Source organism: Streptomyces sp. NBC_01320 (assembly GCF_035974375.1).
GTDB lineage: Bacteria > Actinomycetota > Actinomycetes > Streptomycetales > Streptomycetaceae > Streptomyces > Streptomyces yanii.
Genome location: NZ_CP108390.1, coordinates 6004858 through 6024305 on the forward strand (window position 1 = coordinate 6004858; position 19448 = coordinate 6024305).

General features: G+C 69.9%; 19 protein-coding genes, 1 tRNA gene and 1 pseudogene. 13 read left to right on the forward strand and 8 right to left on the reverse strand.

Annotated elements, in window-relative coordinates; translation table 11 throughout:
* Positions 1-33: 33 nt before the first annotated feature.
* Positions 34-2133, reverse strand: a complete 2100-nt coding sequence (locus OG395_RS27315) for a VWA domain-containing protein (RefSeq protein WP_327245289.1) — start codon at positions 2131-2133, stop codon at positions 34-36.
* A 156-nt stretch (positions 2134-2289) separates the two neighbouring features.
* The gene (locus tag OG395_RS27320; RefSeq protein WP_266983502.1) at positions 2290-2916 is read right to left on the reverse strand and encodes a helix-turn-helix transcriptional regulator; all 627 of its coding nucleotides are present in this window, start codon (positions 2914-2916) and stop codon (positions 2290-2292) included.
* 212 nt (positions 2917-3128) lie between these two features.
* Here OG395_RS27320 and OG395_RS27325 point away from each other — a divergent pair, with 212 nt between their 5' ends.
* Entirely contained in the window at positions 3129-4454 is a 1326-nt protein-coding gene (locus tag OG395_RS27325; RefSeq protein ID WP_327245290.1) for a COG1470 family protein, read from the forward strand.
* Positions 4455-4542: 88 nt separating this feature from the next.
* Here OG395_RS27325 and OG395_RS27330 read toward each other — a convergent pair whose 3' ends face one another.
* The gene (locus OG395_RS27330) at positions 4543-5400 is read right to left on the reverse strand and encodes an eCIS core domain-containing protein (RefSeq protein ID WP_327245291.1); all 858 of its coding nucleotides are present in this window, start codon (positions 5398-5400) and stop codon (positions 4543-4545) included.
* A gap of 227 nt (positions 5401-5627) precedes the next feature.
* Between OG395_RS27330 and sigJ the strand changes: the two genes are divergently transcribed.
* The 3 genes and pseudogenes from sigJ to OG395_RS27345 all read left to right on the forward strand — a co-directional run.
* Positions 5628-6650 carry an RNA polymerase sigma factor SigJ gene (gene sigJ, locus OG395_RS27335; RefSeq protein WP_327245292.1) on the forward strand — a complete coding sequence of 341 codons (1023 nt, stop codon included), beginning with the start codon at positions 5628-5630 and terminating at the stop codon, positions 6648-6650.
* A gap of 325 nt (positions 6651-6975) precedes the next feature.
* Positions 6976-7599 (forward strand): HhH-GPD-type base excision DNA repair protein, encoded by a 624-nt coding sequence (locus OG395_RS27340; protein WP_327245293.1) that lies wholly within the window; start codon positions 6976-6978, stop codon positions 7597-7599.
* Between the two features lie 124 nt (positions 7600-7723).
* Positions 7724-8287, forward strand: a pseudogene (locus OG395_RS27345) (PA domain-containing protein); the annotation flags it as partial.
* A 51-nt stretch (positions 8288-8338) separates the two neighbouring features.
* On the opposite strand, the gene OG395_RS27350 reads toward OG395_RS27345, so the two are convergent.
* Positions 8339-9961, reverse strand: a complete 1623-nt coding sequence (locus tag OG395_RS27350; RefSeq protein ID WP_327245294.1) for a helicase HerA-like domain-containing protein — start codon at positions 9959-9961, stop codon at positions 8339-8341.
* 103 nt (positions 9962-10064) lie between these two features.
* Between OG395_RS27350 and OG395_RS27355 the strand changes: the two genes are divergently transcribed.
* Both OG395_RS27355 and OG395_RS27360 read left to right on the forward strand, forming a co-directional pair.
* Positions 10065-10361: a type II toxin-antitoxin system VapB family antitoxin gene (locus OG395_RS27355; RefSeq protein WP_003955420.1), complete on the forward strand. Its 297-nt coding sequence runs from the start codon at positions 10065-10067 to the stop codon at positions 10359-10361.
* A 160-nt stretch (positions 10362-10521) separates the two neighbouring features.
* Entirely contained in the window at positions 10522-11121 is a 600-nt protein-coding gene (locus tag OG395_RS27360) for a LytR C-terminal domain-containing protein (RefSeq protein ID WP_327249474.1), read from the forward strand.
* 91 nt (positions 11122-11212) lie between these two features.
* Here the strand turns inward: OG395_RS27360 and upp are convergent, their stop codons facing one another.
* Positions 11213-11848, reverse strand: a complete 636-nt coding sequence (upp, locus tag OG395_RS27365; protein WP_037695091.1) for a uracil phosphoribosyltransferase — start codon at positions 11846-11848, stop codon at positions 11213-11215.
* Between the two features lie 103 nt (positions 11849-11951).
* Here upp and OG395_RS27370 point away from each other — a divergent pair, with 103 nt between their 5' ends.
* From OG395_RS27370 to OG395_RS27385, 4 genes are all read left to right on the forward strand, one after another.
* Positions 11952-12179, forward strand: a complete 228-nt coding sequence (locus OG395_RS27370; protein ID WP_327245295.1) for a hypothetical protein — start codon at positions 11952-11954, stop codon at positions 12177-12179.
* Between the two features lie 187 nt (positions 12180-12366).
* On the forward strand, positions 12367-12930 hold the full coding sequence (locus tag OG395_RS27375; RefSeq protein WP_327249475.1) for a tRNA adenosine deaminase-associated protein: 564 nt from the start codon (positions 12367-12369) through the stop codon (positions 12928-12930).
* A gap of 93 nt (positions 12931-13023) precedes the next feature.
* The gene (tadA, locus tag OG395_RS27380; RefSeq protein ID WP_327249476.1) at positions 13024-13452 is read left to right on the forward strand and encodes a tRNA adenosine(34) deaminase TadA; all 429 of its coding nucleotides are present in this window, start codon (positions 13024-13026) and stop codon (positions 13450-13452) included.
* A 91-nt stretch (positions 13453-13543) separates the two neighbouring features.
* Positions 13544-13628, forward strand: a tRNA-Ser gene (locus OG395_RS27385).
* Positions 13629-13988: 360 nt separating this feature from the next.
* Here the strand turns inward: OG395_RS27385 and OG395_RS27390 are convergent.
* Positions 13989-15374 carry an FAD-binding oxidoreductase gene (locus tag OG395_RS27390; RefSeq protein WP_327245296.1) on the reverse strand — a complete coding sequence of 462 codons (1386 nt, stop codon included), beginning with the start codon at positions 15372-15374 and terminating at the stop codon, positions 13989-13991.
* A 46-nt stretch (positions 15375-15420) separates the two neighbouring features.
* The gene (locus tag OG395_RS27395; protein WP_327245297.1) at positions 15421-16398 is read right to left on the reverse strand and encodes an antibiotic biosynthesis monooxygenase; all 978 of its coding nucleotides are present in this window, start codon (positions 16396-16398) and stop codon (positions 15421-15423) included.
* 87 nt (positions 16399-16485) lie between these two features.
* Between OG395_RS27395 and OG395_RS27400 the strand changes: the two genes are divergently transcribed.
* Complete coding sequence (locus OG395_RS27400; protein ID WP_327245298.1) at positions 16486-17073, forward strand: nucleoside deaminase; 588 nt, start codon at positions 16486-16488, stop codon at positions 17071-17073.
* Between the two features lie 105 nt (positions 17074-17178).
* Here OG395_RS27400 and OG395_RS27405 read toward each other — a convergent pair whose 3' ends face one another.
* Entirely contained in the window at positions 17179-18435 is a 1257-nt protein-coding gene (locus tag OG395_RS27405; RefSeq protein WP_327245299.1) for an ATP-binding protein, read from the reverse strand.
* Between the two features lie 492 nt (positions 18436-18927).
* On the opposite strand from OG395_RS27405, the gene OG395_RS27410 reads away from it, so the two are divergent.
* Together OG395_RS27410 and OG395_RS27415 are read left to right on the forward strand one after the other, a co-directional pair.
* Positions 18928-19092, forward strand: a complete 165-nt coding sequence (locus OG395_RS27410; protein ID WP_176902190.1) for a hypothetical protein — start codon at positions 18928-18930, stop codon at positions 19090-19092.
* Between the two features lie 9 nt (positions 19093-19101).
* The gene (locus OG395_RS27415; RefSeq protein WP_327245300.1) at positions 19102-19395 is read left to right on the forward strand and encodes a Dabb family protein; all 294 of its coding nucleotides are present in this window, start codon (positions 19102-19104) and stop codon (positions 19393-19395) included.
* Positions 19396-19448: the final 53 nt, after the last annotated feature.

Sequence of the window (19448 nt, forward strand, 5' to 3'; positions counted from 1 at the left end):
TATGAGCGCGGACGTTCCCGTGAGCTCGGATGTTCACGCGCGGCCGGCGAAGTCCGGTGGCTGCAGGTTGCGTTGGACGACGAGGACCGGCTTCTGCAGTCGGCCGATGCCTCGCGTGTCCGCCCGCAGCTTCCGCGGCCCGAGCCGGTCCTTGCGCAGAACCGGGACCTGAACCTCGAAGGTGCCGTAGCGGCCCACGGTCACGCCGCCCTGATCCGCGGTGATCCCGATGTTCCACGTGAAACGTACGGTCTGACCAGGTGGGTAGTCCTTGCCGCGCGCCAGGACCACCTGGCCCGGCTTGACGACCGCCGGAGTGACGGTGAGCGAGGGCTTCAGGACGCGCAGCCGGTCCGTGTCCTTGTTGTCGGCCGCGCGGCCGTCAGGCAGCGTGCCGCGCACCGCGGCCCGTACATCACCGGTGATCGCCGCGCGGTACGTCCCCGTCTGTGTCACCTCGATACGACCTCCGGCCGGGATCGTGCAGGGTTTCGCGGCCGTGCACCGGGTCAGGGCCGACAGACTGCGGTCCTTGGCGGCGGACGGCTTGGGCCAGGTGGCGCCGATGACGACACCCGTCGCCCTGTCGGGGCCCGCATTGGTGACGATGTAGCGGGCGCGGGCCGGACGCCCCGTGTATGTACGGTCCGGTGTGACGCTGACCTTCATCGCCACGTCGGCCGAGGGCGGCACCGGCGCCTTGAGCACCTCGATCTCCGCCGTGTCCGTACCGGTGTTGCCCGCAGAGTCGGTCGCCGAGCAGGTCACCGTCGTGCTGCCCAGCGGGAAGAGCGAACCGGCGGGCGGGGTGCAGGTCACCGGGAGCGGACCGTCGTGCGCGTCCTCGGCGGTCGCGCTGTAGTCCACCCGGGCGCCGTTCTTGTCCTTGGTCCGGACGGTCAGATCGTCCACGGTGACAACAGGGGCGTCGATGTCGTTCACCTCGATGCCGATCTGTTCCTGGAAGTCCGGATCGGCCGCAGCGGCGGGTCCGAGCGTGTCCGCACCGGGGACCTGGGTGCCCAGCAGGAACTGGACGGTGCAGGTCAGCCGGGTTCCCTGGGGTGCGTCCGCGGAGACGTCGATGTTCTCGGCGAAGTGCGCGGTGTCGCCGCTGGTGACCTGCTGGGTGGGCGGGTCGAGGCTGACGGACAGGTGCGGGTCGCAGTTGTCGAGGCGGTAGCCGACGCTGGTGGGCAGGTTGTGGAAGCCCTCGATGATCGCGTCCGACACCTGCTTCCCATTGATGCCTTCCAGCAGGCGGCCGTTGGTGGCGTTGACGATGCGCGTCGCCTGACCGGGTGTGGTGGGCGGGTTCTCCACGTAGCCGGGGTTGTCGGGATTGTGGGCGTCACCGTTGCCGTTCATCCCGTCGCCGATCCTGCTCTCCACGTCCACGCCGATCACCCGGACGTTCTTGTCCTGAAGGGCGAAGATCGTGTCGTCGATGGAGTGGCCGTTGCTGGGCGAGTGGCTGGAGGCGTCGCTGACCACCACGATGACGGGGCTGGCCCCTTCGCGGAACACGGTCTTCCCACCAGCGCCGTTGGCGATCTGCCACAGTCCGTTGATCCAGTCCTCGGACGGACCACGGCTCTTTCCGCCCAGTCCGGTGCCGAGCTTGTCGACGCCCTCCTGCACCTTGGTGTCGTCGTCCGTAAGCTCGGTCAGCACCTGGAATCCGGCGTTCACATCGCCTTCCTGGTCGCCGAAGGTGGCCACGGCGAACCGGGAGTCCGGCTGCTCGGCCCGGATCGCGGCGGTGATATCAGGCAGGTTCTCCCGCACACTCTTGATCGGCTCCGCCATGCTTGCCGTTCCGTCCACCAGCAGGATCACGTCCGGCCTCGGCGGGATGACCGGTGTACGCACCTGCTTGTCCACCCCCGTGGAGCCGCCGGGGTCGACCGTGTCCGTGAACTCGGCGGGCGTCACCCACGGTTCGGGCACCGCTACGGCCGGGGGGCGCGCACCGGCGGCCGATCCGGGGGCCATGCCGGTGGCCACGAGAAGGAGAGCCAGAACCGGGATGCGGAGCGCGGTGACTGCGCGGCGGGAGGCCGGGGTCCTGGGCCCGTTCGAGCGGCCCTTCCGTGACCACGGCGCCCGCTCACGTCGCTGGAACCAGCGCACGGAAGTCCTCCCCCGCCCTCGGCCGGTCTACCGATCCGGCATACCGGCCCCACGGTCCCGTACACACTGCCGACGCGCAGCGGTGTACGAGTCACATCCTCGGGAAGCCGCCGCTGCCCTTTCGGGCAACGGTCACCAGGCGTACGGCGTGTCGGCTCAGATCAGCCCCTGTCGCATCGCGTACGCCACCGCGTGCGACCGGTTCCGGAGCTGAAGCCGCGTCATGACCGAATGCAGCACGTTCTTGATCGTGCGCTCGGAGTAGGCCAGCTTCGTCGCGATGTCGGCGGTGTCGTATCCCTCCGCCACCAGTCGCAGGACGTCCACCTCGCGGGCGGCGAGTCCGGTGAAGTGCAGACCTCGCGGTCCCAGTACCTGTCCCTGCAGCCGGCCGACCTCCTGGAGGAGGCGTCCCAGCAGATCGGAGGGGAGATGACCTTCGCCGCGCGCCACCGTCCCTATGACGTGCACCAGGTGTTCGGGCGTCGCCTCGGAGCGCCGTACGACCCCGGCCACGCCGCACTCCGCCGCGCTCACCAACTTCTGTTCGTCGATGTCGGTCGTGACCAATACGGTGCGGGAGGTGCTGGTGCGCTGGATGTTGCGCAGCATCCGTAGCACCTCCTCGTCGACCGCGTCGACGACCACCACGGTGACCTGGGGCGGGAGATCCTCCGCACCCCATTCGGTCATGCTCACTTCGGGGCGGGCACGCAGCTGACTCGCTACGCCCGCCTGCGAGATCGGGTCCTGGGCACGTAAGGCGACGGTGGTGCGCTCCATGGCAAAGCTCCCCCTGGGAAACAGCCGGGTCGCGTCACAGCGGGCGCAACCGTCACGGCTGCAGTCATGTGCCTCATGCGTGTTGAGGCGGTCAAAAGATTCCCGTGTTTACTGACAAGGAAACTAAAACGCCGTCGGGGGCACTGAATCTGCCCGAAAGTGTTCCTTCGCGGTCGATGTCGTGAAGCGGCGGCGATCCTACGGTGCGCGGTATGAGTCTCACGGCAAGCCTCGACGCGTCGTCCGTCACCGCCGTACCGGGCGAGGGGACGAGCCTTCCCCTGCAGATCCTCAACTCCGGCTCCACCGTGGAGGAGTACCGCTTCGAGGTGGTCGGCGCGTGTGCCGCCTGGACGACCGTGGAACCTCCGGTGCTGTCCCTCTATCCGGGCAGCTCGGAGGCCGTATCGGTCACGTTCGCCCCGCCCCGAGACCCGTCCGTGCCCGCGGGCGAGACGCACTTCGGGGTACGGGTGGTGCCGACGAGCGAGCAGGGCGACGCCGTGGTGCCCGAGGGCCGGGTGACCGTACTGCCGTTCGCCGAGGTGACCGCCGAGCTGGTGCCGCGCAGTTCGCACGGTGCCCGGCGCGGCGCGCACCAGCTCGCCGTGGACAACCGGGGCAACGCACCGATCACCGTGCGCCTCGACGCCCGGTCCGGCACCGAACGTGCCCGGATCTCGTTCACCGAACCCGAGCTGCGGATCGAACCGGGCCACGCCGGGTTCGGCAAGCTGCGGGTCCGGCCCGCCAAACGGCTGTGGCGCGGTACGGCGGTCACGCACCCGTTCCAGGCAGTCGCCACGCCCGCCGTGCCGGAGGGTGAGGAGCCGCTCGAACCGGTCGTCCTGGACGGTTCGTACCAGCAGGAAGCGATCCTGCCGCGCTGGCTGCCCCGGGCGCTCATCCTCGCCGCGGTACTGATCATCGCCCTGGTCGGGCTCTGGTACGGGGTGCTGCGGCCGGCCGTGAAGTCGGCGGCCCGGGAAGCGATCACGCCGGAGGCGGTGGCGTCGGCCGCCGCCGAGGAGAGCAAGTCGCCGAACGGCAAGGAGAGCGGTGGTGCCGCGTCGGGCGGCGGGTCCGGGGAGAACGGTTCCGACGCCGGAGCGTCCGGGCAGCCCAGCGCCTCGCCGAGCCCCTCCCCGTCCGCCGGGGCTGCCGGACCCGCCGAGCCGACGAGCGCCCATGTGCAGGTCAGGGACTCACTGGGCGGTGGCTCGAACACGGGGACCGCGCTCCAGGTGCCGTCCGGGCACACCTTCCGGCTGACCGACATCGTCGTCCAGAACCCGCAGGGCGACGCGGGGACGATCACCGTCTCCTCGGGTCAGGGCTCACCCATCCTCCGCCTCGCGCTGGAGAACTTCCGGGACTCCGACTACCACTTCGTCACCCCGATCCTGGTGCCCGCGGGCGGCAAGGTCACCATGACCGTCGACTGCCGCAAGGTCGGCAAGCCGGTGAACGCCCCGACGCCCTCCCGGTGCGCGGAGTCACTGCTGCTCGGCGGCACGATGCAGGCCGACGGAAGCTGAAACGGCGCCCCGCCGTACGGGTGGCGGCAGAATCGGCAGCGGCAAAGGAAAGGCCCCGCCGGATCGGCGGGGCCTTTCGCGTACGCGTTCACGCCTGCGGCGCCTCTTCCTCCTCCTCCGCGCCTGCCTCCGCATCCCGTTGGACGAAGGAGCCCTGCACGTCTGCCGGCTGCTCGTCCTCGTCCTCCGTCTCCGCTCGCTGGACGGCGGGGGCGGACGTGTGTGTGAGGGCAGGGGCGGCCGCGGGGGCCTGGCCGGCGGCAGGGGAGGGAGCCGACAGCACCCGGTCCGCGTTGGCGACCGCCTCCTGTTCGAACCGATCCGAGGGGTCGCTCACCCGGATCCCGCCCGGCGCCTCCGTGCCCTCCACCGGCCCGTTGCGCTGCTGGATCACATGGGTCAGCTCATGGGCCAGGGTGGTGCGGCCCTGCGGCGAGGACGGGTCGTACGCGTCCCGCTGGAACACCACGTTGTTGCCGACGGTGTACGCGTGCGCGCCGACGCCCTTCGCCGACTCGTGCGCCGCGGAATCCGTGTGGATGCGTACGTCGGAGAAGTCCGCGCCCATCCGGCCTTCCATGTCGGAGCGGGTCTCGGTGTCGAGGGGGCTGCCACCACCCGACGAGACGACGTGGTGGACCGGCGACCGCACATCCTCTTCGGCGTGCTCCTCGGGTCCGCTCCCGGCCCGCTGCACCATCGCCCCGACGGCGCTGTTCCCCACCGTCCGCTGAAGCACACCCATGCCGGACGCCCCGACCACGTCGGCCCGGCCGGCGGCCCCGGCCCTGTAGAGGTGGGGCGTGCCGGAGGACGCCTCATGGGCTTCCGCCGCCCTCGAGGGGACGAACACCTCGGCGTGCTCATGCCGCCCGTGGTCGTCATCGCGATCGTGGTCGTGGTCGTGACCGTGGTCCCACTCGTACTGCTGCTCGTGTGCGTTCATCCGTCAACTCCCCTGACCGCCGCGGTCGAAGACGTCGCTTCTACTGGCCTCGGACCTCCACCTTCACCGCACCGTCCGCGCCCCGTCCAGCCCCCGCCCCGCCTGCGAAGGGCAACCGGCGCTGCCTCTTCGGGCACCCTCCCGGTACGTACGGCCCTCCACCTTCTGCGAGGCGCGCCGCGGCAGCCGATGTCACACTCCAACCGCCTGCACAGCTCCAGGAGTGCATGAGCGAAAGGGGACACCTGATGTCCGAGCCCGCCGACGAACCGGACACCGGCCGCGCCACCGGCGCAGGCCCGGACGCAGACGCAGGTCCGGGCCGGGACGCAAGCCCGGGCACCGGCACCGTTGACGCCGCGACCGATGTGTTCGTCGACCACCGCGAGCTGCTGTTCTCGCTCGTCTACAACATGCTGGGCAGCGTCGCCGACACCGAGGACGTCCTCCAGGAGACCTGGCTCGCCTGGACGGTCAGGAACGCGGCGGCGGACGCCGGCCTGATCGAGAGCCCCCGTGCGTACCTCGTGCGGATCGCAGTGAACAAGGCACTCTCCCGGCAGGCCGCCATCAGCAAGCGGCGCGAGACCTACGTCGGTACGTGGCTTCCCGAGCCGCTCGTCTCGACCACCGACACCCCTCCGCCACCCGAGGACGAGGCGGCCGAACGGGCCGAGCGCTCCGAGTCCGTGTCGATGGCGATGCTGGTCGTCCTGGAGACGCTCACCCCGCTGGAGCGCGCGGTCTTCGTCCTGCACGAGGTCTTCGGTTACGCCCACACCGAGACGGCGGAGATCCTCGGCCGCAGCCCCGCCGCCGTCCGCCAGCTGGCGCACCGCGCCCGTGACCATGTGCAGCCCCGTCGGCCCCGCTTCCGCCCCGATCCGCTGGTGCACCGGCGGGTCACCGAGCGCTTCCTGGATGCGGTGTTCGGCGGGGATCTGACGGCCCTGATGCGTCTGCTCGCCCCCGATGTGACGCTGTGGGCCGACGGCGGCGGGAAGTCCCGGGCCGCGGGACCGCGTCCGGTGCACGGCCGCGACCACGTCGCCCGGCTGCTGATCTCCCGTGCCACGGCCCTCGAGGGTCTCGCGGTCAAGTACCGCCAGGTCAACGGTGATCCCGCGGCGGTCCTGTTCAGCGACGACGCCCCGTTCGCCGTGATGGTCCTCGATCTGACACCGGATGGCGAGCAGGTACGCGACATCTACAACGTCACCAACCCGGACAAGCTGCCTCACCTCTACTGAGGCACCCGCAGGAAAAGGTCGCCACTCATGCTGTTCGCCTTCCACCTCACCGTCACTCTCCTCACCGTCGCGCTCACCACCATGTCGGCGGTCCTGGCCGCGTTCCGCCAGCCGTTGGAAACCCGGAGGAACGCGCGGTACGCGGGCGGCAGCTCCGTTCCCGGACGGCGCTCCGGTGCGGCGGTGTCCTGCACCCGGCCGCCGAAGAGCCCAGCGTGCCGGCGGCGAACGCCTCCTCAAGGCCCGGACAGGCAGGCACCTTCCCCTACTCCATCGGCGGCTCCTGGACTCGCCGTCCCCCGTCACTGTCGCGATGATCAGAGGCATGACACAGAACAAACCGAACGGCAAGGGCGGGCCGATCGCCCTGCAGATCGCTCAGCAGCCGGAGGCGGACGAGCTGCTCGGCCGCAGTCCGCTCGCCGCCATGGTCGGCATGCTGCTCGACCAGCAGGTTCCTATGGAGTGGGCGTTCTCCGGCCCGTACACCCTGGCGCAGCGGATGGGCTCCGACGATCTGGACGCCCATGAGATCGCCGTCTACGACCCGGAGGCGTTCGCCGAACTCTTCACTGCCAAACCCGCTCTGCACCGCTATCCCGGCTCCATGGCGAAACGGGTGCAGCAACTGTGCCAATTCCTGGTCGCGGAGTACGACGGGGACGCGAGTGCCGTCTGGAGCGATGCCGGGACCGGTGCCGAACTGCTGAAACGACTGAAGGCTCTGCCGGGATTCGGCGTCCAGAAGGCACAGATCTTCCTCGCGCTGCTGGGCAAGCAGCTGAATGTCCGGCCGACCGGCTGGCGCGCCGCGGCGGGTCCGTACGGGGAGGCGGGCTCGCACCGGTCGGTCGCCGACATCACCGGCCCCGACTCGCTCGCCCTCGTCCGCGCGCACAAGCAGGAAGCGAAGGCGGCCGCGAAGGCAGCCGCGGCGAAGACGAGATGAGGGAGGGCGGGCGGGCGGGCCCGCAGCTGTTCACAGACGTCCCCGCGGTCGCTGGCTTTCCTGCACAACCGTTCGCACCGGAAGGACTCTTGTGCACGCAACCCATCGCAGGGCCACGGCTGTTGTGGCCGCCACCGTTCTGGCCACGCCCCTCCTCCTGGCCGCCTCCCCGAACCACGGACACCAGTCCGGGCACGACCCCGCGAAGGACGCGGCCAAGCTGTCGCGTCAGCTGGTGAGGGCGTCGTCCGGCAAGGACGCGTACCGCCATCTGCAGCAGTTCCAGGCGATAGCCGACTCCGCCGGCGGGCATCGCGCGGCCGGTTCACCGGGCCACGACGCCTCCGCCGCGTACGTCTATCAGCAGCTCCGGCGCGCCGGTTACCGGGTCGCGTACGACACCTTCGACTTCGTCTACACCGAGACCCTCGCCGAGAAGCTCTCCGTGGTCTCCCCGACGCCCCGCGACGTCACGATCAGGGCGATGACGTACACCACGTCCACGAAGACGGGCGGGATCACGGCCGCGCTCGCCGCAGTGCCCGTCGACGCCACCACCGGCTGCGAGGCGGCCGACTACTCCTCCGCCACCTTCACCGGCAAGGTCGCACTGATCAAGCGCGGCGGCTGCTCCTTCGCCATCAAGCAAGAGGCAGCGGGCGCGGCGGGCGCGGTCGGCGCGGTGATCCCGTAGCCCTGCTCGGGGCGGGCATCCGACTGCGGTGCCCGCCCCTCCCCCTTACCGCCTGCGGCGTGCCGTACCGAACAGTGATCGCGAGATCTCCCGCCCGAGCTGCGTCCCCACCGACCGTGCCAGCGACCGGAACACCCCGCTACCCACCACCTGCTCCACCAGCGACTCGTCGTCCTTCGCCGCCTTCGGCTGCTTCCCGGCCTTCACCTCCGTACCCACCGTTGCCGCCTCCGCGGCGGCCCGCTGCTCGGCCTCGTGTTCGGCGGTGAGCTTCTCGTACGCCGACTCCCGGTCCACCGCGTGTGCGTAACGCCCGTACAACGAGGCCCCCTTCACCGCCGCGTCCAGCTCCGCCTCGGGGAGCGGCCCCATCCGCGACTGCGGCGCCCGCAGCCGGGTCGCGGCGACCGGTGTCGGCGCGCCCTCCTCGCTCAGTACGGTGACGACCGCCTCGCCGGTGCCCAGCCGGGTCAGCAACTCCTCCAGGTCGTAGGGCGAGTTCGGAAACGTCTTCACCGTCGCCCGCAGCGCCTTCGCATCGTCCGGCGTGAACGCGCGCAGCGCGTGCTGCACCCGGTTGCCGAGCTGCCCGAGCACATCCCCCGGTACGTCACACGGCGTCTGCGTGACAAAGAAGACGCCCACACCCTTGGAGCGGATCAGCCGCACGGTCTGCGTGATCGAGTCCAGGAACGCCTTCGACGCCCCGTTGAAGAGCAGATGGGCCTCGTCGAAGAAGAACACCAGCTTGGGCCGGTCGAGGTCGCCGACCTCCGGCAGATCGTGGAAGAGATCGGCGAGCAGCCACATCAGGAATGTCGAGAAGAGCTGCGGCTTGTCCTGAACGGCCGCCAGTTCCAGTACGGAGACGAGCCCCCGCCCGTCCGGCGCCGACCGCAGGAATTCCGCCGTGTCGATCTCCGGCTCGCCGAAGAAGTCGCCCGCGCCCTGCTGCTCGAAGGCGGTGAGCGACCGCAGGATCACCCCTGCCGTGGCCGTGGACAGCCCACCGATCCCCTTCAGTTCGGATTTGCCGGTGTCCGAGACGAGAAACGCGACGACGGCCCGCAGATCCTTCAGATCCACCAGATCCAGGCCCTTGGCGTCCGCGTAGTGGAAGATCAGGCCGAGCGACTGCTCCTGTGTCCGGTTGAGCTGCAGCACCTTGGAGAGCAGGACCGGACCGAAGCCGGTGACCGTCGCCCGCAGCGGAATGCCGGGGCCGATGCCGCCGAGCGCGTAGAACTCGCACGGGAATCCCCTGGCCTCCCACTGCTGCCCGACCTGCCCGGCGCGTTCGGTGACCTTGTCACCCGGTGTGCCGGGCGCGGCGATGCCGGAGACATCACCCTTGATGTCGGCGAGAAAGACGGGAACGCCGTTCGCCGACAGCTGTTCGGCGATCAGCTGCAGGGTCTTGGTCTTGCCGGTGCCGGTGGCACCCGCGACGAGTCCGTGCCGGTTGAGCATCCCCAGCGGGATCCGGATCTGCGCGCCGGGCAGACATGCACCGTCCCAGAGCAGCGCACCCAGATCGAGCGCGGCCCCGCCGACGGCGTACCCGTCGGCGATCTCCCGGGCCCGCTGCGGCAGTACGCCGGCACCTTCGCCGGCGCCTGCTCCCGTGCCCGCTTCGGTACCCCCGCCCGTGCTGTCGCTGTCACTCATCACGGCCCCTATTCCGAAATGCCTGCATTCGTGCCGTTTTGGTCAGCATCGCAGTACCGCTCCATGGCTGCGCCCGGAGGCTCTTGACCGGTAGGCTTTCCGTGTGATCTTCAAGCGCATCGGAAATGGGCGGCCATATCCCGACCACGGCCGGGAAAGCACCCGGCAGTGGGCGGATGTCGCGCCGCGCCCGGTCCGCCTCGACCAGCTGGTGACGACCAAGGGGCAGCTGGACCTCGAAACCCTCCTCGCCGAGGACTCGACGTTCTACGGCGACCTGTTCGCCCACGTCGTGAAGTGGCAGGGCGACCTCTATCTGGAGGACGGGCTGCACCGCGCGGTCCGCGCGGCGCTCCAGCAGCGCCAGGTGCTGCACGCCCGCGTCCTCGAACTCGGCTGACAGTCCAGCGGCTCGGTGAGCCGACGGTCCGTGCACGTCGCCGCGCCGGGTGCTTTCGGGTGCATTCACACCCGGACGGGCGCCATCCGCTGATCATTTAGTACGCATCTTCACCGGGTCGCACTACGCTGCGCCCATGAGCATGCTCACTCCCCCCGGCATGGGCGGAAAGTACCGCATCACGGGCGACAAGTACCCGCGCATGCGCCGCCCCCGGCACCGCCGCACACTGGTCCTCGCGTCCATTGCCTCCGTGGTGGCCCTAGGGCTGGCCGGGTGGGGCACGATGCAGCTCATCGACGTCTTCACGGGCGGCGACAAGCAGGCCAGCGCCGCGGACCGCAGGGCCGACTGCCCCACGCCCAAGCCGTCCACCCCCGCCAAGGCACTGCCGGCACCGGCGAAGATCACCGTCAACGTCTACAACGCGACGCCGCGCGGCGGGCTGGCGAAGGCCGCCGCCGACGAGCTGAAGAAGCGCGGCTTCCGCATCGGCAAGGTGGGCAATGCCTCGGCCGCGTACGACAAGAAGGTCCCCGGGCCCGGGGTACTGCTGGGCGCGCCGACGGCCATGAACGGCGCGTTCCCGGTCCTCGGAACGCAGCTGACGGGCGCCACGCCGAAGACCGACGCGCGCAGGACGGCGGACGTCGATCTGATCCTCGGTACGGCGTTCAATACGCTGAACACACCGAAGAACGCCGCCGCGGCCCTCGCCACCCTCAACAAGCCGGCCCCGGCGCCCTCCTCCTGCAGCTGAGGGCTGTCCCGTCGTCACGCCGCGCAGCAGATGCCGGTTCGACGACAGGACCTCGGGCGCAGGGGCCGAAAGCCCTGCTCGGAATCGGGACTCAGTCGACGGTTCCGTACATCCGGTCGCCCGCGTCGCCGAGCCCCGGCACGATGTAGCCGTTCTCGTTCAGCCGCTCGTCGACCGAGGCGGTCACAACGGTCACCGGCGTACCCGCCAGCTCGCGCTCCATCACCTCGACGCCCTCGGGCGCCGCGAGCAGCACGACGGCGGTGACATCGTCCGCGCCGCGCTTGATCAGCTCCTGAATCGCCGCGACCAGCGTGCCGCCGGTGGCCAGCATCGGGTCCAGGACGTAGACCTGTCGGCCCGAGAGGTCCTCCGGCATGCGCGTCGCGTACGTGGACGCCTGGAGCGTCTCCTCGTCGCGGATCATGCCCAGGAAGCCCACCTCGGCGGTCGGCAGCAGCCGCACCATGCCGTCGAGCATGCCGAGACCGGCTCGCAGGATCGGCACGACCAGGGGCCGCGGGTGCGACAGCTTGACCCCGGTCGTCGGTGTGACCGGGGTCTCGATGTCGACCTGCTCGGTGCGCACGTCCCGGGTGGCCTCGTACGCGAGCAGGGTGACCAGCTCGTCGGCGAGCCGCCGGAAGGTCGGGGAGTCGGTGCGCTTGTCGCGCAGAGTGGTGAGTTTGTGCGCGACCAGCGGGTGGTCGACGACGTGGATCCGCATGGGTTCAACAGTAACCGGGCTCATCCGCACCTGTGCGCTGGCATCAACCACACGTTCGGAGGGAAGGTGGGGCATACGGAGCCGGCCTTGGGGTGATGTGCGGATGGCGGACGGGGAACAGCAGAAGCGGGACCAGCCGGCCCCGCAGGACGCGCCGGACGCGCCGGACGCGCCGGACGCGCCGGAGACCGAAGCGGAGCGCCGCAGACGGCGCGCCCACTTCCTCCGCGAGCTTCATGAGGCGAAGGCACTGCGCGACCGGGTCCAGCCGCGCCGCGCCCGGGCCGCCCGAATGCGCCAAGCCATGCGGATGCGAACCTTCCGCTGGTAGCGCTCCGAGCAGCGGGACGGCCCCCTCGGAGCGGTGTCCGCGACAACTGATCCACGACGCAACGGTCGAACTACTCTCGCAAACGCTTGGTTTCTGCCACGATTCCGATGGGCGGGACGCAGGACATCCGGATCACCGGATGCCCTCCCGCCGGACCGACACCCCTATGACCAGTGGGAGAGTCACGGTGTACTTCGCCGCACTGCTCGCGCGCACCGAAGACGGGTGGGAAGCGAGCGACACGGAGCTCGACGATGTGGAGACCCTGTCCGATCTGACAGATCTGGCCCGTGAGGCCTCGGTGGACGAGGACACGGTGCTCGTCTTCATCGAGCAGGAGGACGCCTGGTTCGGCGTCATCCGGGTGGACGGTGAGGAGGACCCCCGTATCTACATCTCGGACGCGTCCGCCGCCGCCCGCTCCTCCTACGGGGAGATCCTGCTCACCGATGAACTGCTCGGCCGCGAACCCGGGGCCGAGGACTCGATTGCCGCCCTCGAAGAGCTCGTCAGCCTCGACGGTACGGAGGACGGCGAACCGGACCACGCCACCGACAATCAGACCGACCACGACGACAACGACGACGACGGGCTCGACGCCGACGCCGTACCGACGGGTCCGCTCGGAGACACCGGGATCCTCTCCGATCTCGGACTCCCCGAGAAGGAGCTGCTGATGCTGCGCACGGAGGCCCTGGTGGAGATCGCGGACGCGCTGGGCGCGGCCGAGGTCCTGGAGACCGTCCGTTAGGGTCCGCGGGTGACCGCACCACCGGACCCGCACGGACCGCACGAACCCCACGACCCGACAAACGATCCCGTACGGGACCCGTGGCGGGCGGCCATGCGCCGCGCCCTGGACGAGGCCGCACACGCGGCGCAGGCCGGTGATGTGCCGGTCGGCGCCGTCGTCCTCGGCCCGGACGGCACCCTGCTCGCCACGGGACACAACGAACGCGAGGCGACCGGCGACCCGACCGCGCACGCCGAGATCCTTGCCGTCCGCCGGGCCGCCGAGGCACTCGGCGCATGGCGGCTGACCGGCTGCACGCTGGTGGTCACCCTGGAGCCGTGCACCATGTGCGCGGGCGCACTCGTGCAGTCCCGGGTGGCCCGGGTCGTCTACGGGGCACGGGACGAGAAGGCGGGCGCGGCCGGTTCGCTGTGGGACCTCGTACGGGACCGGCGGCTCAACCACCGCCCCGAAGTGATCCACGGAGTTCTGGAGGATGCCTGTTCCGCCCAGTTGACGGCCTTCTTCCGCGACCGCTGACCCGGCGGCGCGCCCAGCCTCCGCCCCGGCTTCCGCACACACGGGAGAATCGGATTTCAACCCACGGCCTGGATGGTCTAAGCTCTCTCTCGGTAGCGTGTCCGAGCGGCCGAAGGAGCTCGCCTCGAAAGCGAGTGTGGGGAAACTCACCGAGGGTTCAAATCCCTCCGCTACCGCTTCAGAAGACCGCCTCTGATCCTGTGAAAGCAGGTCGGGGGCGGTTTTTCTGTGCCCCTGTGTGCAACACGCCGTGCCACATCCTGCCCGACGAGACGGTCGGCCAGTGGGGCCAGGAGCGCTCCGGGGCAGCGACACACCGGATGCGGTCTCCGGCCCACGGCCGATCCGTGCGCCCCTGGGGTCGCCTTCCTCGACGATCTCCGTCGCCCTGTCGGGGCTCTCATGGAGAGATCGCCGGCGTTCCCCGACATCGAACCCCTCCCACCGAAACGCCGTCCCGGTCATTTCCCCGGCCGCGCCCCGGCGGCCGGACAGTAATCCCGGAGCAGGAACCAAGGGCACCCGCGCAAGGCGCCTCATGTCACGGGCGCGAGGTAGGAGTGGAAGACGTTGTCCGGGTCCCACATGAGCTTGAGTTCCTGCAGGCGGTCCCAGTCGGCGGGGGCGTACGAGCGCCGGGCATGGGCGGCATCGGCTTCCAGGTCTGTTTCGGCGATGTAGTGGCCACCGCGCCCCGACGGGTCCGCCGCGGCCATCGTCTCGCGCAGCCACCTGCTGTTCGCTCCGTCCGCGGCCGGATCGTCCCAGATCGCGTAACAGACGAGGTAGGACTCGTCGAGCGCCGAGAAAGCCATGTTCCGCAGCAACGCCGGGTCGGTGGAGACGGGCTGCACCGGCGCGAGCACCAGGGATCTGCCGGAGGGGGCCCGGGCGACGGCGCCGGCGATGCGGGTCATCAGAGTCTCGTAGCTCTCCGCCGACCACAGCGTGTCCGCCGCGTAGCGATGCGCTCGCGGCCACAGCTGACCGGCGCCGTCGTGCAGCGCGGCGAAGGACGTCGGCTCGGGTGGCTGCCGGGAGAGAGCCCGCTCGGCGAACGGGCAGGCGTCCAGGGGTTCGAGAGCAGCGAGCGCCTCGTCCCGCGTCGCGGCGAAGGCAGTGGCGCCGACGGTGATCCGCGGCCCCGGCGGGGCCGTGGCCGTCGCCTCGCCGGAGGCTGCCAGAACGAGAGCCGTCTCGACGTTCGACGGCAGGTCACGCGCGGTCCGGACGGCCCATCCCGTCACGCGCTCGAGATCGGCCGGCGGGAAGGTGAGGCTGGTGGTCGTGATGGCCGCGGGATGAGGGTGCAGACCGAGCCGGAAGCCGGTGACGACGGCGAAGAAACCCGGCCCCGCGCCGCGGGCGGCCCAGAAGAGGTCGGCGTTCTCGGTTTCGCTGCAGATGACCGTCCTGCCGTCGGCGGTGACAGCCCGGATCTCCAGGACATCGGCGCATGCCGGTCCCCACGCACGGGAGTTCCAGCCGAGTCCGCCGCTCAGCAGGAAGCCGCCCACCGCGACGGAGGAGCAGTGCCCCACGGGGAAGGCCAGGTCATGCGGGGCGAGGGCCTCGACGAGATCCCGCCCAGTGATGGCGGGCCCCACCTCGGCCGTCGCCGACGCCGGGTCGACGCTGCAGTGCCGTAGCCGCGACAGGTCGATCAGCAGGCCCCCGTCGCGGAGTTGGGAGCCGGACCAGTTGTGCCCGCCGGAGCGCGTGGAGACCTGCAGCCCCTGGGCGCGTGCCCAGGCCAGGGCCGGGGGGATGTCCCCTTCGGCGGCGGCCTGCAGGATGGCCTCGGGAAAGCGTTCCGGCAGGAGCCCGTTCCACACCGCGTCGGTCCGGGCGCGGTCGTAGCCGGGGTCGCCCCGCCGGATCAGTGTCCCCTCGATGGGGCCTGCGGGCGTCCGTTCAGGCATCACGACCTCCTCGCGTGGCCCGGCTGGAGCCGGCTGGTGGGATCGGTCAGTGGGTGGTCAGGCCGAAGATGACGAGGAACAGCGCATAGCAGAGCACCACCACCGCGGCACCGGCCAGGTGCACGCGGTAGTTGCTCGCGCGGCCGGGCACCAGCCAGAAGGCGAGTGCCTTGTTCACCAGTGGCATCAGCAGCCAGGTCAATACGCTGACGCTCAGGACGTTCCCGATGAAGAGGCCGATGTATCCGGGGACTCCGAGTCCGTCCAGCCAGTGCCCCTCGGTCAGGTTCAGAACGGTCACCGTGGGATAGAGCGCCAGGACCACGGTCATGGCCTGCTTCCAGTTGGGCGGTGCGTCGTCCTGCTTGCCCTCGCCGAAGCGGAACCACCCGCTGAATGCCGAGCCGACCTTGCGTACGTCGTAGGAGGTGAAATAGGTGCGGCCCTCCTCCAGCAGTGTCTGGCGGACATCGGATGCGAGCCAGTCGTCGAGGTGCTCGCGGGAGTCGAACCGGAAGACGACGACCCAGTGCTCCTGCACGCCCTCCACGGGCTTGAACAGCTCGGACCCCATGAATCCGGGTGACTTCGCCTGCGCCTTGAGGGCCTTCTCCTGCCAGCGCAGGAAACCCTCTTCCCGCCCTGGCCTCACCTCGTGGGAGACGACGGCCGTGACCATCTCCGGCGCCTGTTCGGCAGGGGCGCCGCCACGAAGAACCTCCTGCGTCGGGGATTCCTCGAAGAATTCCCGCCCTTCGTCGAGCAATTCCCGCCGTCTGCCCGAATCCAGCCAGGCGGTCAAGTAGTCCACGCCGGCGAAACGGAAGACCGCCACCCATTCATTCTCGTCGTCGGCTTGGGGCGGGTACACCTCGGCACCCTCGAAGCCGTCGAATTCGCGGGCCGCTTCGTTCACCCTGCGCTGCCAGCGCTGGTACTCGTCGGCGCGACCTGCGCACACCTTCTGCGAGGTCACAACGGTTGCGCTCTCGGCCGGTGGCTCACGGCTTGCGCGAAGGCTCACCCGCAGTAGTTTAGTGGATGCGTCATTTTATGGGCAAATCGGACAGTCGATTGCCCTTCCGCACGCTTGTTTCGTCAAGGGCTGTCGATGTCGATCGGAGACGTAGTGATGGAACACAAGGAGCTCATCACCGAGGCGGTCCGACTGGCCACCGAGTCGGTGGAAAAGGGCTGGGGCGGCCCCTTCGGCGCGGTGATCACCCGCAATGGGGACATCGTCGCCCGCGGACAGAACCGAGTGCTTCTCACCGGCGACCCCACGGCCCACGCCGAGGTCGAATCGATCCGCAAGGCCGTGCAGTGTCTCAACCCCGAGGCTCCGTCGATCTCCGAAGAGCACCAGAACGAGAGCACGCTGGAATACGTGCCCCGTGCTGACGGGTCACCGGATCCCGTGCCCGAGCGGGCCCGGATGCTCCAGGGCTGCTCGATCTACATCAGCGGCGCTCCCTGCCCGATGTGCATGAGCGCCATCTACTGGTCCCGGATCGATGCGGTGTACTTCAGCTGCGGCCTGGACGACACACGCCGGATCGGCTTCGACGACGTCTACCAGTACGAGGACTTCAAGAAGCCGCTCGACCAGCGAAGGATCAGGATCGAGCAGGTCCATCCCGAAATCGGCGCCCAGGCCTACGACTCGTGGACGAGCAAGCCGGACCGGCACGCGTACTGAGGACGCCAGGTCCGGAGATCCACGCCACGCCGCGACGGTGCACGGTGGAGCGTGGACGGGAAGACGCTTCTCCCGGCAGAAGTGCCTCGGTGGGGCGCTGCGGGTTCAGACTCGGGCGTGCGTGGTGATGTCGGCGGTGAACTCGGCGATGACGGCGGGAGTCACTGTCGGACGGCACTGGCGGAGCGCGGCGAGGTAGTCGTCGGTGTGCGCGCCCGCCTCGGCGACGTCGCGTTCGAAGGCAGCCTGCGCCGCGATCCGGGCCGCGTGCTCGATGTCGGCCGGGGTGAACAGCTCGCTGGCCGCGACGAGCGCGTCCAGGTCGACATCGTCGCGCCGGGCGGAGTGGCGCGACCAGATCGCCGCGCGGGCGGCCGGGTCCGGGGTGCCGATGGGGATCAGGTAGTCGAACCGTCCGGGACGCAGGAAGGCCGGGTCGAGGGAGCGGACGGAGTTGGTGGCGCAGACCAGCAGCCGCTCGTCGCGCTCGCGGAAGCCGGGGATGAGTTTGAGGAGTTCATTGGTGACGCCGTGCATCCCGGACTCCGGGCGTGCGCCGCGTACGGGAGCGATCTCCTCGACCTCGTCGATGAAGACCAGCACCCGCTCCAGTTCCGCGATCCGGGCGAAGGCCGTACGCAGAGCGGCGGCGAGATTTCCTTCGTCCGCCAGCCGGGACGGCAGCAGTTCGACGAAGGGCCAGCCGAGGCGGGAGGCGATGGCTCGGGCGAAGGTGGTCTTGCCCGTCCCGGGCGGACCGAACAGCGTGATGGCGCGCGGCGGTATGACCCCGTGCCGGGCGGCACGCTCGGGTTCGGCCAGCGGCAGCACGATGCGACGCTCGATCAGGTTCTTCTCCGCCTCCATGCCGGCGACCTTGCCCCACAGATCACCGGACAGCACCCGGCCACCCAGCTCCTCCAGGAGGTTCGCCGCGGCGCCGATGGCCGATTCGGTCTTCTCGAAGTAGGCGACGGCCGGCCTCCGCGTGTAACCGGCTTTCTGCAGGCCCTCGCCGAGCAGTTCCTCCTCCGGCAGGACGTAGGCGATGCGACGCACCCGGGCCGCGATCAGCCGGCGTTCCAGCTCCATCAGCAGCGCGCTGGTCAGGCCCCGGCCGCGCCAGGTCGGTGAAATGGCGATCCGCATCACCCAGGCCCGGCCCTCGGACACCTGGGCGAGGGCCGCGCCGATGGGCTCGCCGCGGTGGACGGCGACCACCGCGGGCTGGCGGGACGTCAGGGCGCTGATGCACTCGGCCAAGGAGAAGACGGACTCCTGGCCGAGATCCGCGGTCGTGTCGATGAGATGAACGACCGCCGCCAGGTCGTCCTCACGGTAGTCATGGATGAGCCAGTTCACATGCCGCTCCTCGCCTCGGGTGGTTCGGGAGACGCTAGAGCGTCGGCCGACGGACGGTCGCGCTCCATTGCGGACAACGGAGCAGCCGCAACCGTACGAACAGGAAGCGGTGCGAACGGCGGACTCCGGCTACGCCCGGCAGACCGGCCAGGAGGTGTGACCGCCCCTCGGGGACGGCCACGTCCTGTCCATCGGTTCGACGCTCACAGGCAGCGGCCGCGCACAGGAGGTGATGGTCCGACAGCCCGGTGGGGTCGGTGCCGCGGCACCGACCACCCGATTGCGGGCCGTCGGTGTCCTGACGCACGGGGTGGCCCGTCCGCGGGTGGTCGCGTCCGTCGGCAGCACCCTCCTTCGGCCGGGGCCACACACACCGGGGCATCGGGTCAGGGGTGTGATCACAAACCCCATCGGAAACCCCCATCGGATACGGCCATTAGTGCGGATAGAATCGCCCGACTGCACAGGGGATCGAAGGGGAGGCAGGGGCTGATGGTGCAAGCGAAGAAGATCGCGCTCTACATGGTTGTCGTCTTCGTGCTGTACACGATCATCACGTCCCCCGCCCGGGCCGCGGATCTTGTCCAGGTAGGGTTCGAGGGCGTTTCGAGTGCCGCACAGGGCGTCGGCGATTTCATGTCCGAGCTCGTGAAGTAGGAGTACCCCATGATCCGCCATCTGGTCCTGTTCAAGCTGAACGACGGCGTGACGCGTGACGATCCGCGCGTCGTCGCCGGGGCGAAGGCGTTCCAGGAGCTCGGAGGGAAGATCCCGGAGCTGGAGTTCTGGGAGTGCGCGTGGAACATCACCGACCGGCCGATCGCGTACGACTTCGCCATCAACTCCGCGGTCGCCGACGAGGACGCTCTGGGGCGCTACGTCGCACACCCGGCCCATCAGGCCGCCGCCGGACAGTGGAAGGCTTTCGCCACCTGGGTGATTGCCGACTACCCCTTCTGACCTCCGCGGTCCCGGAACCCACGAGCCCCTCACCATTTCGGTGAGGGGCTTTT